Origin of the sequence: Microbispora sp. CA-102843 (assembly GCF_050936215.1) — a bacterium.
Classification (GTDB): Bacteria; Actinomycetota; Actinomycetes; order Streptosporangiales; family Streptosporangiaceae; genus Microbispora.
The window spans coordinates 8831851-8845842 of sequence record NZ_JBNJNF010000001.1 but is presented as its reverse complement, the minus strand read 5'-3'; the positions used below and the strand labels follow the sequence as shown (position 1 = coordinate 8845842).

At 70.3% G+C, this 13992-nt stretch carries 13 protein-coding genes; 6 read left to right on the top strand and 7 right to left on the bottom strand.

All coding sequences use genetic code 11. The annotated features are described in order from the left end of the window. The first annotated feature begins 59 nt into the window (after positions 1-59). Entirely contained in the window at positions 60-275 is a 216-nt protein-coding gene (locus ACQEVJ_RS41075) for a PspC domain-containing protein (protein ID WP_433110254.1), read from the top strand. Between the two features lie 52 nt (positions 276-327). Further along, complete coding sequence (gene lipB / locus ACQEVJ_RS41070; RefSeq protein WP_433110252.1) at positions 328-966, top strand: lipoyl(octanoyl) transferase LipB; 639 nt, start codon at positions 328-330, stop codon at positions 964-966. Positions 967-979: 13 nt separating this feature from the next. Here lipB and ACQEVJ_RS41065 read toward each other — a convergent pair whose 3' ends face one another. Both ACQEVJ_RS41065 and ACQEVJ_RS41060 read right to left on the bottom strand, forming a co-directional pair. Beyond that, entirely contained in the window at positions 980-2539 is a 1560-nt protein-coding gene (locus ACQEVJ_RS41065) for an amino acid permease (RefSeq protein ID WP_433110250.1), read from the bottom strand. A gap of 21 nt (positions 2540-2560) precedes the next feature. Next, positions 2561-3484, bottom strand: coding sequence for a phosphotransferase (locus tag ACQEVJ_RS41060; protein ID WP_433110248.1), 924 nt, complete (start codon positions 3482-3484; stop codon positions 2561-2563). A gap of 72 nt (positions 3485-3556) precedes the next feature. Here ACQEVJ_RS41060 and ACQEVJ_RS41055 point away from each other — a divergent pair, with 72 nt between their 5' ends. Further along, positions 3557-6004, top strand: a complete 2448-nt coding sequence (locus tag ACQEVJ_RS41055; RefSeq protein ID WP_433110246.1) for a GcvT family protein — start codon at positions 3557-3559, stop codon at positions 6002-6004. Here the strand turns inward: ACQEVJ_RS41055 and ACQEVJ_RS41050 are convergent. The 4 genes from ACQEVJ_RS41050 to ACQEVJ_RS41035 form a co-directional block, all read right to left on the bottom strand. Further along, positions 5970-7943 (bottom strand): DUF222 domain-containing protein, encoded by a 1974-nt coding sequence (locus ACQEVJ_RS41050; protein ID WP_433110244.1) that lies wholly within the window; start codon positions 7941-7943, stop codon positions 5970-5972. The genes ACQEVJ_RS41055 and ACQEVJ_RS41050 overlap by 35 nt on opposite strands. A 109-nt stretch (positions 7944-8052) precedes the next feature. Beyond that, positions 8053-8676, bottom strand: coding sequence for a nucleotidyltransferase family protein (locus ACQEVJ_RS41045; RefSeq protein WP_433110242.1), 624 nt, complete (start codon positions 8674-8676; stop codon positions 8053-8055). Next, positions 8673-9551 (bottom strand): sugar kinase, encoded by an 879-nt coding sequence (locus tag ACQEVJ_RS41040; RefSeq protein WP_433110240.1) that lies wholly within the window; start codon positions 9549-9551, stop codon positions 8673-8675. Before ACQEVJ_RS41040 ends, ACQEVJ_RS41045 begins: the two co-directional genes overlap by 4 nt. A 67-nt stretch (positions 9552-9618) precedes the next feature. After that, positions 9619-10164, bottom strand: a complete 546-nt coding sequence (locus tag ACQEVJ_RS41035) for a type 1 glutamine amidotransferase domain-containing protein (protein ID WP_433110238.1) — start codon at positions 10162-10164, stop codon at positions 9619-9621. Between the two features lie 91 nt (positions 10165-10255). Between ACQEVJ_RS41035 and ACQEVJ_RS41030 the strand changes: the two genes are divergently transcribed. After that, positions 10256-11026 carry a DUF72 domain-containing protein gene (locus ACQEVJ_RS41030; RefSeq protein ID WP_433110236.1) on the top strand — a complete coding sequence of 257 codons (771 nt, stop codon included), beginning with the start codon at positions 10256-10258 and terminating at the stop codon, positions 11024-11026. 34 nt (positions 11027-11060) lie between these two features. On the opposite strand, the gene ACQEVJ_RS41025 is transcribed toward ACQEVJ_RS41030, so the two are convergent. After that, positions 11061-11600, bottom strand: coding sequence for a hypothetical protein (locus ACQEVJ_RS41025; protein ID WP_433110234.1), 540 nt, complete (start codon positions 11598-11600; stop codon positions 11061-11063). Between the two features lie 224 nt (positions 11601-11824). Between ACQEVJ_RS41025 and glnII the strand changes: the two genes are divergently transcribed. Together glnII and ACQEVJ_RS41015 are read left to right on the top strand one after the other, a co-directional pair. Continuing rightward, the gene (gene glnII / locus ACQEVJ_RS41020; RefSeq protein WP_433110232.1) at positions 11825-12838 is read left to right on the top strand and encodes a glutamine synthetase; all 1014 of its coding nucleotides are present in this window, start codon (positions 11825-11827) and stop codon (positions 12836-12838) included. 113 nt (positions 12839-12951) lie between these two features. Further along, a complete protein-coding gene (locus ACQEVJ_RS41015; RefSeq protein WP_433110230.1) occupies positions 12952-13947 on the top strand; it encodes a glycerophosphodiester phosphodiesterase in 996 nt (331 codons plus the stop codon). Positions 13948-13992: the final 45 nt, after the last annotated feature.

Below are 13992 nucleotides of genomic sequence, written 5' to 3'. Positions count from 1 at the left end.
CTCGCGGAACGTGACTGACGAGGCCGTCCGTTGAACCGGATGACGAAAGGAGCCGATCGATGTACCGATCGAGACAGCACAAGATCATCGCTGGTGTCTGCGGAGGGATCGCGGACCGGTACGGCATGTCGCCGACGGTCGTGCGGGTGCTGTTCCTGCTGTCCTGCCTGCTGCCGGGTCCGCAGTTCGTGGCCTACATCATCATGTGGGTGCTGTTCCCCAAGGCCCCGGCCTCCGCGTCGCCGGGCTATGACTACTCGTACGAGCGCAGGTAGGCGGCACGGGGCCGTGTGGGCCCGTTTATGCTCACATCAGGAGAGGTGAGCGATGATGCGGCAACGGCCCCTGACGCTGGTCCAGGACGACCTGGTCGACTACGAGAAGGCCATGGAGCGCATGGCCGCGCTGGTCGAGGAACGGCAGGACGACGCGCGGCCCGACACGTTGTGGCTGCTCAGTCATCCGCCGGTCTTCACGGTCGGCAAGCGGACGATGGAGTCCCACCTGCCCGCCCCGTCGGCCGGCATCCCCGTGGTGCCGACCGGCCGCGGCGGCCAGCTCACCTATCACGGGCCCGGGCAGCTCGTCGGCTATCTCATCGTGAAGTTGCGGGCCGGCGAGGGCGTGGTCGACTACATCCGCGAGGTCGAGCTGCGGCTGGTCGAGGCGCTGGGCAAGCTCGGCGTCCCGGCCGAGCGGCGCGACACCCCGGCCGGGTCGGAGCTGCTCACCGGCGTGTGGACCCGGGACACCGGGCGGAAGATCGTCTCGATCGGCATGCGGTCGAGCCGGTCGGTCACCAGCCACGGCTTCGCGCTCAACGTGGACGGCGACCTCACGCCCTGGGACCTCGCGGTGCCCTGCGGCATGCCCGACGTGGAGATGACCTCGATCGCCCGCGAGCTCGAACGGGCCTCCATGGAGGAGACCCGCCGAGTCGTCGCGGAGGCGTTCGAGGCCTCCTGAGGGCTCTAGGCCGTCACGCGACGGGCTCGGGCTCGCCGACGTCGTCGCCGATGTCGTCGACGGTGCGGCGGGGCCCGGTGAACCAGTGCTTGGCGGACAGGTGCCACCACAGGGCGATGCCGATGAGCACGGCGCCCACGGCGATCGGGGCGTAGTTCACCGACGTCCAGGCGAAGTCCTTGTTGCCCGGGACGCCCGCAGGGGCGATGGGCAGGATGAAGTAGATCGAGATGATCGCGATCTCGATCACGGCGATCCAGGACAGCGCCTTGTACTTGCGGCCGAGGGTCCACGGCCCGGCCTGGAAGGAGTCCCCGGCGCGCAGGCGCAGCCAGATCGGGATGAGGAACGCGAGGTAGAGCCCGATCACCGCGATGGACACCACGGCGAGGAACGCCACGGGGGTCGTCGTGCCCTCGGGCGCGTAGAGCGCGGGCAGCGTGATCAGCAGCGCGACCCCGCACCCGCCGATGATCGCGTTGACCGGCGTGCGGTTGCGGTCGATCTTCGACCACAGCCGCCAGCCCGGCACCGCGCCGTCCCGGGAGAACGCGTACGTCATCCGCGACATCGAGGTCACGCAGCTCATGCCGCAGAAGAACTGCCCGACCGTGGAGATCCCGAAGACGACGGTGGCGAGGGTGGACGACAGCGACGAGGTGAAGATGGCCCCGACGAAGCCGCCCTCGGCGTTGACGGCGTCCACGTTCGTGGCCGCGAACAGGAACGCCAGCAGCAGGATCCAGCCGCCGATCGCGGAGTAGAAGATCGACTGCCACAGGCCCTTGGCGGCGGTGCGGGCCGCGCCGTGGGTCTCCTCCGACACGTGGGCGCAGGCGTCGAAGCCGGTGATCGTGTACTGCGTGAGCAGGAAGCCCAGCGGCAGCACGTACAGCCAGAACGTCGGGCCCGAGTCGCCGTCGCCGAAGCCGGAGCGGTTGAAGGTCTCGAACAGGAAGCCCACGCTCTGGTGCTTCGACGGGCCGAAGATCAGGATCAGTACGACGGCCGCCGCGCCGAACACGTGCCACCACACCGAGACGTTCTGCAGCAGTGAGATCAGGCGGTGGCTGAAGATGTTGATCAACGCGTGCAGCACCAGGACGATCGCGAACAGCAGGAAGGTCTGGCGCAGCGCGTCGCCGTTCGCCCAGGAGTCGCTGAACCGGCCGATCACGATGTTCAGGAAGGTGGCGCAGCCGTAGTCGACCGACGCGGTCACCGCGATCAGTCCGATCAGGTTGAGCCAGCCGGTGAACCAGCCGTGGACCGGCCTGCCCAGCTTCGCGGCCCACCAGTAGATGCCGCCCGCCGTGGGGTACGCGGAGACCAGCTCCGCCATGCAGAACCCGATGATCAGGATGAACGCCGAGATCAGCGGCCAGCCGATGGAGATCGCAAGGGGCCCGCCGTTGTTCCACGCCTGGCTGAAGGTCGTGAAACATCCGGCCAGGATCGAGATGATGGAGAAGGAGATCGCGAAGTTGGAGAACCCGCTCCAGGTGCGGGCCAGTTCCTGCTTGTAACCGAGTTCCGCTAGTCGTTTGGCGTCATCGTCGAGGGCTTGCGCCACTGAGGCCTCCTCTAACTGGCTCTAACCGGTGCGGGGTATCCGGCCGCCGATCCCGTCGATCAGGCGGCCGAAGCATGGATCCTCGAGGTCGCGTACGGCTTGGGCGAACTTGTCGGCGGCCTCGGCGGAGTAGTCGAATCCGGGCAGGGCCCCGGAGCGGACCAGCCCCTGGTGGATGACGAACCAGAGCGTCCAGGTGAGGTTGGACATGATCAGGTTTAGTCGCACGCGGGGGACGTGCTCGTCGTCGCCGAAATAGGCGCGCGTGAGCCGTACGACCTGGTCGGGGTCGAAGTCGGACTCGGCGGCGATGTCCCCCAGCTCGAAACAGGGGTCGTTGTTGCCGGAGAGCTGGTAGTCGACGATCCGGACGCCGTCGCCGGTGGCGATCAGGTTCTCGGCCAGCAGGTCGTTGTGGCAGGGGACCGTGGGCAGCGGGCGCCGGGCCAGCGCCGCCTCCGCGTCGGCCGCGACCGGCAGCACGTCCTCGTATCCGGCGGGAAGGGCCAGGCCGTGGGCGTGGCACCGCGCCACATACTCGCGGAGCTTGTCGAAGATCGCAAAGTCGTTGCCGAAGCGGGGGCCGGCGTGCAGGCGACGACAGGCGTCCGCCACCTCCTCGATCCGTGCGGCCACGGCCGGGACGTCAAGGGTGACCCCCTCGACGTACTCCAGGAGAAGGGCGCCCGGCAGCACGTGGACGACGCGGGGGCCGACCCCGGACGACGCCGCGGCGACCGTGTTGGCGATCTCCTGGTCGGGCGGGATGCCGAGGCCGGTCTCGGCGATGCGCGGGTCGAGAACCCGCAGGAGCCACCGGTCGCCGTCCTCGCTGTCGACCCTGGCGATGTGGTGGCTGAGCCCGCCCTTGATCGTCGTGAAGGTCAGCGGTCGCCCGGCCCAGGCCGTGACGAGATCCATTGCGTCTGCGACGGGATCTGGCATGCCCGGCTCCTTTTGGTCTACCTTCAGACCATTGATCCGATTGTCTGGGCCGGGTGTTACAGGACGGTACCGATGTCGCAACTTCCCGCAGACGCCAGCGCCGTCGTCATCGGCGGCGGAGTGGCCGGATGCAGCGTCGCCTATCACCTCGCCAGGCTCGGTTGGACCGACGTGATCCTGGTCGAGCGGCACGACCTCACCGAGGGCACGACCTGGCACTCCGCCGGCTTCGTCGGCCAGCTCAGGTCCACCGTGACGCAGACCCGGATGATCATGTACTCGGCCGGTCTCTACCCCGAGTTGCGCGAGCTGACCGGGCTCGATCCGGGCTGGCACGGCGTGGGCGGCCTGCGCCTGGCCACCACCCCCGAGCGCATGGAGGAACTGCTCCGCCAGGCCGGGGCCGCCGAGACGTACGGGCTCGACCTGGAGCTGCTCGACCCCCGGGGCACGCTCGACCGGCTGCCGCTGCTGGAGGTGGGCGACGTCCTCGGGTCGCTGTGGCTGCCCGGAGACGGCTGGCTCGACCCGGCCAGGCTCGGTCACGCCCTGGCCGAGGGCGCCCGCAAGCTCGGCGTACGGATCTTCACCGGCGTGGAGGTCACCGGCATCGACGTGCACGAGGGCCGCGTGACCGCCGTACGGCTGCGCGGCGAGGACAGCGGGGACGACGAGCACGTCGTGCGCACGGAGACCGTCGTCAACGCGGCGGGGGCGGCGGCCGGGGTGGTCGGCCGGATGGCCGGGGCCGACATCCCGATCGTGCCGATCAAGCACCAGTACGTCGTGACTCCGCCGGCCGGTGTGCCCGCGGACACGCCGACCGTGCGGGATCCGGACAACATCGTGTACTTCCGCGAGGAGGACGGCGGCATCCTCGTCGGCGGCTACATCAGGAGCCCGCAGGTCTGGGACACCGGCCGCCCGCTCGCCGAAGCCCGCACGCTCTTCACACCCGACATGCCGAAGTTCCGCGAGTCGTGGGACTCGGCGGTCCGGCGGGTGCCGTCACTGAAGTCGGTCGGGGACGGCGACGATCCGGCGGCGTTCCGCAAGGTCGTACACGGGCCGGAGGCGTTCACGCCCGACGGCGAGTTCCTGCTGGGGGAGACCGCGGTCGCCGGGCTGTGGGTGGCGGCCGGCTTCTGCGTGCACGGTCTGGCCGCCGCCGGTGGCGTGGGCAAGGTCATGGCCGAGTGGATCGCCGAGGGCGCTCCCGAATACGACGTCTTCGGCATGGACGTGCGCCGTTTCGGCTCTCATGCCCGGTCCGCCCGCTGGGCCCGCGCCAGGGCCCTGGACTCCTACAGCAAGTACTACGACATCGTCTATCCCGGTGAGGAGCGCACCGCCGCCCGGCCGCTGCGTCGTTCGCCCGCCTGGGTGCGGCACGAGGCGCTGGGCGCCTCCTTCGGCGAGAAGGCCGGCTGGGAGCGCGTCAACTGGTACGCGTCCACGTCCCGGGCTGGCGAGGTCCGGCCGAGGGGCTGGGCGGGCCGGGTGTGGTCTCCGGCGATCCGCGAGGAGTGCCTGGCGACGCGGGACGCCGCTGGGCTGTTCGACCAGACATCCTTCGCCAAGCTGGAGATATCCGGATCTGTCGCTGACCTGGAGCGGTTCGCGGGCAACGCTCTGGACCGGCCCGTCGGCGCAGAGGCCTACACGGTGGTCTACACGCAACTGCTCAACGAACGCGGCGGCATCGAGGCCGACGTGACCGTGACCCGGCTGGCGGAGGATCGGTTCCGCCTCGTCACCGGCACCGCGTTCGGGGTGCACGACACCGCGCTGCTGCGCCGTCACGGGCTGGCCGTCGCCGACGTCACCTCCGCCTACGCGTGCTACTGCCTGTGGGGGCCTCGCGCGTACGAGATCCTTGCGTCGCTGACGGACGACGACCTCACCTTCGGCTACCTGCGGGCCGCCGAGATCAGCGTGGGACATGTCCCGGTGCTCGCCCAGCGGGTCACGTTCGTGGGCGAGTTCGGCTGGGAGCTCTACTGCCCGTCCGAGTACGGGCTGACGCTGTGGGACTCCCTCATGGAGGCGGGCCTGCCACACGGCATGCGACCTGCGGGCTACCGAGCGCTCGACTCCCTGCGGCTGGAGAAGGGCTACCGCGTCTGGGGCCTCGACGTCACGCCCGAGACCAGCCCGCTGGAGGCCGGGCTCGGCTTCGCCGTACGGCCGGAACGCCGGGCCGCCCTGCCGCGTCCCCGCACGGTGCTGCGCTGCCTGGTGCTCGACGACGAGCGCGACGTCTGCCTGGGCGGCGAGCCCGTCCGGCTGGACGGCCGTCCGGTCTCCCGCGTGACCAGCGGTGGGTACGGCCACCGGGTCGGCCGCTCGATCGCGTACGCCTACCTCCCACCGGCCCTGTCGCCGGATCTGGAGCCAGGCGGCCGGCTGGAGATCGGCGTCAACGGCCGCCAGGTGGGCGCCACCATCACCCGCGAGCCGCTCTACGACCCTGAGGGCGCCCGCGTCAGGGCCGAGCCCTGGGCGGCGGCCGGTAGGTGAAGGTCCAGCGGTCGGTGCCGGTCTTGTGGCGGGTGTAGCGGTCGGGGTGGCGGTAGCGGTCGCGGTTGTGGAACTGGCAGGCCGGTCCGAGCAGTTTCAGGTCGGTCAGGCCGCCGGTGCTCCAGTTGTCGGCGTGGTCGATCTGGCACATGGTGGCGGGGAGTGGGCAGCCGTCGATCCAGCAGGTGGCGTAGCGGGCGAAGACGGCCCGTCGTTGGGCGGGGGTGGCCAGGCGGACCTTGCGGCCCATGTCGAGCACCTGCCCGTTGGCGTCCATCACCAGACGCACCAGCGTGGAGGTGCGGGCCAGCCGGTGCACGCTGGTGAGGGGCAGCATCTGCCCGGTCGCCAGCAACAACCCCGGCGCCGTCCCCAGCAGCACCCCCAGTAGCACCCCCGGCGCTGTCCCGGGCAGCGCTCCTGGCGTCGTCCCTGGCGCTGTTCCCGGTGGCCTCCTCGGCTCCGGTCCCCGCTCGCCTGGCGCCGTTCCCGGTGTCCCCGGCGCCCCCTGCGCTCCGCACGAGCACCGCGCCTCGCCGCCGCACCCGCATCCGTCCTCGTCGTGCCCCCGGTGCTCATGGCCGTGGCACTCACACCCGTCCTGCCCATGCCGACAGTCCCCCGCAGGCCGATGCCCGGCGTGGGCGTGATGTCCAGATGGGGCCTCGGGAGGAGGATCCGGCTGCGCTGCGTGCGAATGCGCTGTGTGTGCTTGTGCTGTGTGCGGATGCCCGCTGCCGCCGCGCGTAGGCCATGCTGACGCGTGCCCGGTGGGCGTTGCTCCCGTTTGGCCCGCGGCACGGTCGCGGTCCTCGCCCTCGGCAGGGGCGGTGCTCGCATCGCAGGCGTCGTCAGTGCTTCCGGTGTCGCTGGGGGCGTAGTCGCCGGTGTCTTCGGTGTCGTTGGGGTCGGTGTCTTCCGGGTGGTCGGATTGGTCGGTGACGGGGTCGGTGGGGAGGGATTCGGCGTTGACCAGGACCAGGAGCTCGGTGGCGATCTTCTGCTCCAGGAACGCGATGAACGCATCCGCGTTACGCACCCGCAGCGGCCGGTCATCCCCCTCAGCCTTCGGCTTGGCGTAGGCGTCCAGCAGGGTCCGCAGCCGGGCGGCGGCCTCGCGGGGCAGGTAGAACTCCCCTTCCAGCCCACCGCCCCCGGTGGGCCGGACCCGCAGGAAACGCCGCCCGTAGTCGGCCTGCTCATCACGGTCCTCACCATCGGGGTCCAGCACCGCGCGGAGGTAGCGGCCGGCCTTGGCCACCTCCGCCGCCCCCGCTTTGCCCGCCAGCTCCAGCAAAATCGGCTCAGCCAGCCCGGCCTGCTCGTCGCTCAACTGCGCGGTGGCGGTACAGATCGCCTCCACCACCCCCGCCGCCAAGCCACCGGCGGCAAACCGCTCCCGCACCCGCGGCAGGCGGCCCAACTCCACGGCCAAGGTCAGCAGACGGCCCGCACCGGGCACGCTCATCCCCCCGGCGGTACGCAACCAGCTGCGGGTGGAGGCATGCCCATGCCGCCTGGCCCGCCCCGCACGATGCACCCGACCCACCCGATCCGCCAACGCGCACGTGATCCGATCCCGCGCGAACATCAAGTCCTCGGCCTCAGCAAGGCAGACGTCCACATCATCAGGAAGCGGCGCCAGCGCCAACGCCTGCGCCGACTCACGAACAGAACCCACCAGCACCCACGACGACCGCGCTCGGCGATCACCCACACCAGCGGCATCCACACCCGGGCTGTCTGCGCTGTCGGCACCGGTCGCGGCGTCGCTCGTGTCCTGGCCCGCCCGCTGCGGCAGTTCGATGATCGGGAAATGCTCCCGCGCGAGCGAACCCTCGGCCGACCACAACGGTGAACCGGAGGTCAACCGGTCCCACCAGTCGTCAGAGCTATTCGAACGACGAAGGTGATCAGGATCACGGTCGAACGGATCCATCACACCCTCCTCAAGCAATTCGAAAACGTGTATGAATTCTTTCGTCTTCGAATGGCCGGTGCAAGCTCACGCGAGAATCTCTTGGAGTCACAGATGGCGGGCCGGAGAATCAGGCGGTCGGCCAGTCCAGCACGGTCAGCTCGGGCCACTGGCGGCGCCATCGGGCCGTCTTGGCCTCGTAGACCTCACGCGGGGCGAGCACCGGGTTGGGACGTACGACGAGGTTGAACACGTCGGAGAGCCCGTGTGGGGCGTAGACGCGCCACCGGCCGGTCGGCTCCAGGCGCACTCCGAGGCAGCAGGTGGTCGCGGCGAAGCAGTCGATGGCCGATTCGGTGGACGTGTGCGGAGCGCAGGGGACGCCGAACTTCTGCTCGTACCAGAGGTGGACACGAGCCTCGTTGCGGATCTCGACCTCGGCGGGCAGGCCGCCGAAGAGCTCTCTCCCTGCCCTGATCACCGCGTCCTCGGCTTCCCACGACAGATCGTCGGCATCGAAGTAGAAGACGTCGTAGTCCTTGATCCCGCTGGTGGCGGGTCTGCCCGTGACGACGTTCCATACGGTCTGGAACAGGCACCCCGCCGTCAGGTACCAGCCGGGCAGTGCCATCGACGCCGTCCGGTCCAGTACGTCCAGCAGCACCTCGTTGGAGGAGAGAACAGACCGCAGGGCGGTGAGCTGTTCGTCCAGCGGGAGGCGGCCGATCACCACCCCATCACCGCCACTGGTCACGGGGGCAGCTCGCCGCGGGTGGGCAGGCCCTGCCAGGAGCTGTGGCTGGCCACCGCGAAGGCGGCCACCGAGATGCCGCGCTTGAGGCGGTCCGCCGGATGCAACCCCTCCAGGATCGCGCTGAGGTAGCCCGCGACGAACGCGCCGCCGACCTCGGAGGGATCGACCGCGGTCACGGGGGCGGCCTGGGTGTCGTAGCGCAGGCCCTCGACGGTGGCGCTGGCTCCCTTGGCGCCCCGGGTCACGACCAGTTCGGGCGTGGACGCGAGCACGGGTTCCACGAGCGTGAGCTCGTCCTGGGTCGCGAAGAGCACGTCGGCCGAGGCGGCGAGTTCGGTGAGCCCCTGCCGGGCCTCCTCCGCGCTCTCCCACAGGTTCGCGCGGTGGTTGACGTCCACGGAGACGAGCACCCCGGCGTCCCTGGCGAGCTTGACGGCGTGGTGGACGGCGCTCCACGCCAGGCCGCTCAGGCCGAGGGTGACGCCGGTGATGTGCAGGATCCGCGCCGACTGGACCGCCTCACCGGGCACGTCGCCGGTCGACAGGTGCGACCCGGCCGATCCCTCTCGGTAGTGGACGGCGTGCGACGAACGGCCGATGCGCCGCTGGCGGAGGATCAGCCCGGTCGCCGCCGTCTGGTCCACCCGTACGTGGGAGACGTCCACGCCCTCGCCGCGCAGGACGGTCAGCGTGCGCATGCCCAGTTCGTCGGCGCTGACCCGGCCCAGCCAGCTCACCGTGTGGCCGAGCCGGGCCAGGCCGACCGCCGTCGTCAGCTCGGGCCCCTCCACGTCGAGGCGGATGGTCGTGTCATGCCGGAGCCGGTCGCCGGAGACGACGCCCAATGCCTCTCCGAGCGTGAAAACCTCGGTCATGCCGTAAGTCCGCGGAATCGCACCCGGAAAGCATGACAGAGCTTGATCCACCCGGGAAGGGCTTCGCTCAGGCGCCGAACGCGTCCACGGCGGCCTGGCAGAAGGCCTTCAGATCGTCCGGCTTCCGGCTGGTCACCAGAGTGTTCGGGCCGCCCGTGCAGACCTTGACCTCCTGGTCCACCCAGTTCGCCCCCGCGTTGCGCAGGTCGGTCTGGAGGCTGGGCCACGAGGTCAGCGTGCGCCCGCGCACCACGTCGGCCTCGACGAGGGTCCACGGCGCGTGGCAGATCGCCGCGACCGGCTTGCCCGCGTCGAAGAACTCCTTGACGAACCGTACGGCCTCCGGCCGCATCCGCAGGAAGTCGGGGTTGGCGACCCCGCCAGGGAGGACCAGCCCGTCGAAGTCGGCGGCGGAGACCTCTCCGGCCACGGCGTCCACGGGGAAGGTGCCGGCCTTGTCGAGGTGGTTGAACGCCTGGATCTCCCCGCGTTCCACCGAGACCAGCCTCGGCGTGCCGCCCGCCTGCTCGACGGCCTTCCACGGTTCGGTGAGCTCGACCTGCTCGACCCCTTCGGGGGCGACGAGGAATGCGATCGTCTTGCCCTGGATCATCGTGCTCCCCTTTCGTCGCGTTTTTGCTCGTTCTTGACGTCGCGTGCCCCGCTGACCGCGATCTATGCCGTTCGCTGGGTAGGGGAGGGACATGCCCGTGCTGGTGGGGACCTCTGGGTGGCAGTACGCCGACTGGCGCGACCTTGCCTACGGCGGTGTGCCCCAGAGGCTGTGGCTGGAGAGCTATGGCGAGATCTTCGCCACGGTCGAGAACAACAACGCCTTCTACCGGCTGCCGAAGCGGGAGACGTTCGAGTCGTGGCGGGAGCGCACGCCGCCCGACTTCGTCATGGCGGTCAAGGCCAGCCGCTTCCTGACGCACATCAAGCGGCTGAAGGACCCGGAGGAGCCGGTCGAGCGGCTGATGGGCGTGGCCGAGGGCCTCGGCCCGAAGCTGGGCCCCATCCTGCTGCAACTGCCGCCGACCCTGCAGGTGGACGCCGTACGGCTGCGCGGCTGCCTGGCCCGGTTCCCGCGTGCCGTACGGGTCGCCGTCGAGCCGCGGCACGCCTCGTGGTGGACCGACGAGATCCGCGCCCTGCTGACCGAGTTCGGGGCCGCGCTGTGCTGGGCGGACCGTCTCGGCCGGCCGGCCGGGCCCCTGTGGCGTACGGCCGACTGGGTCTACCTGCGCCTCCACGAGGGTGGGGCCGAACCCTGGCCCAACTACGGCCGGCGTGCGCTGCGCAGTTGGGTGGACCGCCTGGGGGACGTGCCCGACGCCTACGTCTACTTCAACAACGACCCCGGCGGCGCCGCCGTACGGAACGCGATCACCTTCGCGGAGCTGGCGTGCGCGCAGAGGCGGGACGTCAGCAGGGCGCGGCTTCCCGAGCGGTCCCCCGAGCCCGTCCGGTCATGACCGGACGGGCGAGTGTCACCCCCGACAGGACGGATCAGGCGCGGCGCTCGTCGGCCGCGTGACGCCCGCCCGCCACCAGCTGGTCGGGGGACGACTGCTGGGCGGGTACGGAGAGGCGGTTGTGCGGTGCGGCGGGACGCTCGGCCCGGTCGTCGACGCCGTCGCGGTCCCGGTCGACCTTCGGATACTGCTTGGTGACGGGCTCGGCGGCCGGCGCAGCCGGGGTGGTCGTCGGGGTCGCCGTGGTCGTCGAGTTCGTCTCCAGCCGGCGCTCCAGGTCGCGCTTCTCGGCCTCCAGGCGGGACACGCGGTCCCGCTCCGCCAGGCGCGCCTCACGCAGCCTGCGGCGCTTCACGGCGGCACGGCGCATGCCGCCGGTGATGAGCAGCAGGCCGGCGACGAACACGGCGGCGGTCACGACGCCGGCGATGAACAGCTCGAACGGGCTGAGGTTCAACGTGCGGTCCAGGACCGTGATCGGCATGGTGTTCGCGGTGTCGTTGACCGACACCTCGATGACGGCCCCCGCCGCGATCAGGACCAGAAGCAGGCCCAATAAGACCATCTGCCTCACTCCCAAATGCTGGTTGCTGTGCGGTTGCGATTCATGGACGCCCTCTGACTGCCCGCACAGCCGCGGATCATGTGCCTCAGGTCACATGAGGTCACTGGGAGGGCAAGGCAAAGAATCCGCGTTAACACCGTGTTCACAAATGAGCAAAAGCTACGAAACGCCGAAACGGCAATCTCGAGCGTGGCGGACGAAACGCCAGGCCGCCTCGTTCGAAAGGGATCGACGTGACCTACAAGGCCGAGTACATCTGGATCGACGGCACGGAGCCGACCGCGAAGCTTCGTTCCAAGACCAAGGTCCTTGCGGACGGCGCCGAGCCGCCGCTGTGGGGCTTCGACGGGTCCAGCACCAACCAGGCCACGGGTCACTCCTCCGACCTGGTGCTCAGGCCGGTGTTCACCTGCCCCGACCCGATCCGCGGCGGCGACAACGTGCTGGTCCTGTGCGAGGTCCTGCACACCGACATGACCCCGCACGCCAGCAACACCCGCGCCCCCCTCGCCGAGGTGGCCGAGCGGTTCGCCGAGCAGGAGTCGTGGTTCGGCATCGAGCAGGAGTACACCTTCTTCAAGGAGGGCCGCCCGCTCGGCTTCCCGCTGGGCGGCTTCCCCGCCCCGCAGGGTGGCTACTACTGCGGTGTCGGCGCCGACGAGGTCTTCGGCCGCGAGATCGTCGAGCTGCACCTCGACCGCTGCCTGGCCGCCGGCCTGAAGATCTCCGGCATCAACGCCGAGGTTATGCCCGGCCAGTGGGAGTTCCAGGTTGGTCCGGCGGGTCCGCTGGAGGTCGGCGACCACATGTGGGTCGCCCGCTGGCTGCTCTACCGCACCGCCGAGGAGTTCGACGTCGCCGCCACGCTCGACCCGAAGCCGGTGAAGGGCGACTGGAACGGCGCGGGCGCGCACACTAACTTCTCCACCAAGGCCATGCGTGAGGGCTACGACCCGATCATCACCGCGTGCGAGGCCCTGGCCGACAACGCCATGGAGCACGTCAAGAACTACGGCCACGGCGTCGAGGACCGCCTCACCGGCCACCACGAGACCGCCCGGTGGGACAAGTTCAGTTACGGCGTGTCCGACCGCGGCGCCTCGGTTCGCATCCCGTGGCAGGTCGAGGTGGACAAGCAGGGCTACATCGAGGACCGGCGCCCCAACGCCAACGTCGACCCCTACGTCGTCACCCGCCTGATGGTCGACACCTGCTGCACCGCTCTGGAGAAGGCCGGCCAGGTCTGATCGGATCCACGAGACCGGCCACGATGCACTGACGGTTCCCCCGTCCTCCGTACGGCTCCCGCGTCCCGGCGCGGGAGCCGTACGCGTATGTCGATGCATATACCGTGGCCGCTGTGTCACACCAGCCAGAACCCGTCGTCATCGGCCACCGGGGCGCCAGCGCCCTGCGGCCCGAGCACACCCTGTTGTCGTACGAGACGGCGATCGCGCTCGGGGCCGACTACATCGAACCCGACCTGGTCTCCACCAAGGACCACGTCCTGGTGGCCCGCCACGAGAACGAGATCTCGGGGACCACCGACGTGGCGAGCCACCCCGAGTTCGCCGCCCGCCGCGCCACCAAGACCATCGACGGGGTGTCGATCACCGGCTGGTTCACCGAGGACTTCACGCTCGACGAACTGCGCACGCTGCGGGCCGTCGAGCGCATCCCCGGCCTGCGCCCGGGCAACGCGGCCTTCGACGGCCTGGCCCAGATCCCGACGTTCGACGAGGTCGTGGAGCTGGCCGGGCGGCACGGCGTGGGCGTGTACCCCGAGACCAAACACCCCACCTATTTCTCCTCCGTCGGCCTGCCGCTGGAGGAGCCGCTGCTCGACGTGCTGGGCCGGCACGGCTGGCGCGACCGGCACGACCCGGTCTTCATCCAGTCGTTCGAAGCGGCCAACCTGCGCGAGTTGCGCGGGAAGACCCGGCTGCCGCTGATCCAGCTCGTCGGCGGCTCCGGCGCTCCGTACGACCGGATGGTCACGCCCGCCGGGCTCGAGGAGGTCGCGACGTACGCGGACGGCATCGGCGTGGCGACCTCGCGGGTCGTCCCCACGGGTCCCGACGGCCGCCTCCTCGTCCCCACGACGCTGGTGCGGGACGCCCACCGGGCCGGGCTCGACGTGCACGTGTGGACCGTCCGCGACGAGAACGCCCAGCTCCCGGCCGACTTCCGGCGCGGCGACCCGGCCGCGCCGGCGTACGAGCGGGCGACCGGCGACGTGATGGGCTGGCTGACGATGCTCTACGACCTCGGCGTGGACGGCGTCTTCGCCGACAACCCGGGCACGGCCCGGGCCGTGCTGGCCGGGCGGGCCCGGCGCCGAAGTGTCCTAGGTTGACAATGATTTTCATTTACGAGACATTTGAAAGGGATGTTTCCCCTG

Excerpts from the sequence above, each read along its gene's own strand:
- lipB (WP_433110252.1), top strand. The coding sequence starts at position 328 with ATGATGCGGCAACGGCCCCTGACGCTGGTCCAGGACGACCTGGTCGAC.
- ACQEVJ_RS41055 (WP_433110246.1), top strand. The coding sequence starts at position 3,557 with ATGTCGCAACTTCCCGCAGACGCCAGCGCCGTCGTCATCGGCGGCGGA.
- ACQEVJ_RS41030 (WP_433110236.1), top strand. The coding sequence starts at position 10,256 with ATGCCCGTGCTGGTGGGGACCTCTGGGTGGCAGTACGCCGACTGGCGC.
- ACQEVJ_RS41060 (WP_433110248.1), bottom strand. The coding sequence starts at position 3,484 with ATGCCAGATCCCGTCGCAGACGCAATGGATCTCGTCACGGCCTGGGCC.
- ACQEVJ_RS41075 (WP_433110254.1), top strand. The coding sequence starts at position 60 with ATGTACCGATCGAGACAGCACAAGATCATCGCTGGTGTCTGCGGAGGG.
- ACQEVJ_RS41040 (WP_433110240.1), bottom strand. The coding sequence starts at position 9,551 with ATGACCGAGGTTTTCACGCTCGGAGAGGCATTGGGCGTCGTCTCCGGC.
- ACQEVJ_RS41050 (WP_433110244.1), bottom strand. The coding sequence starts at position 7,943 with ATGGATCCGTTCGACCGTGATCCTGATCACCTTCGTCGTTCGAATAGC.
- ACQEVJ_RS41035 (WP_433110238.1), bottom strand. The coding sequence starts at position 10,164 with ATGATCCAGGGCAAGACGATCGCATTCCTCGTCGCCCCCGAAGGGGTC.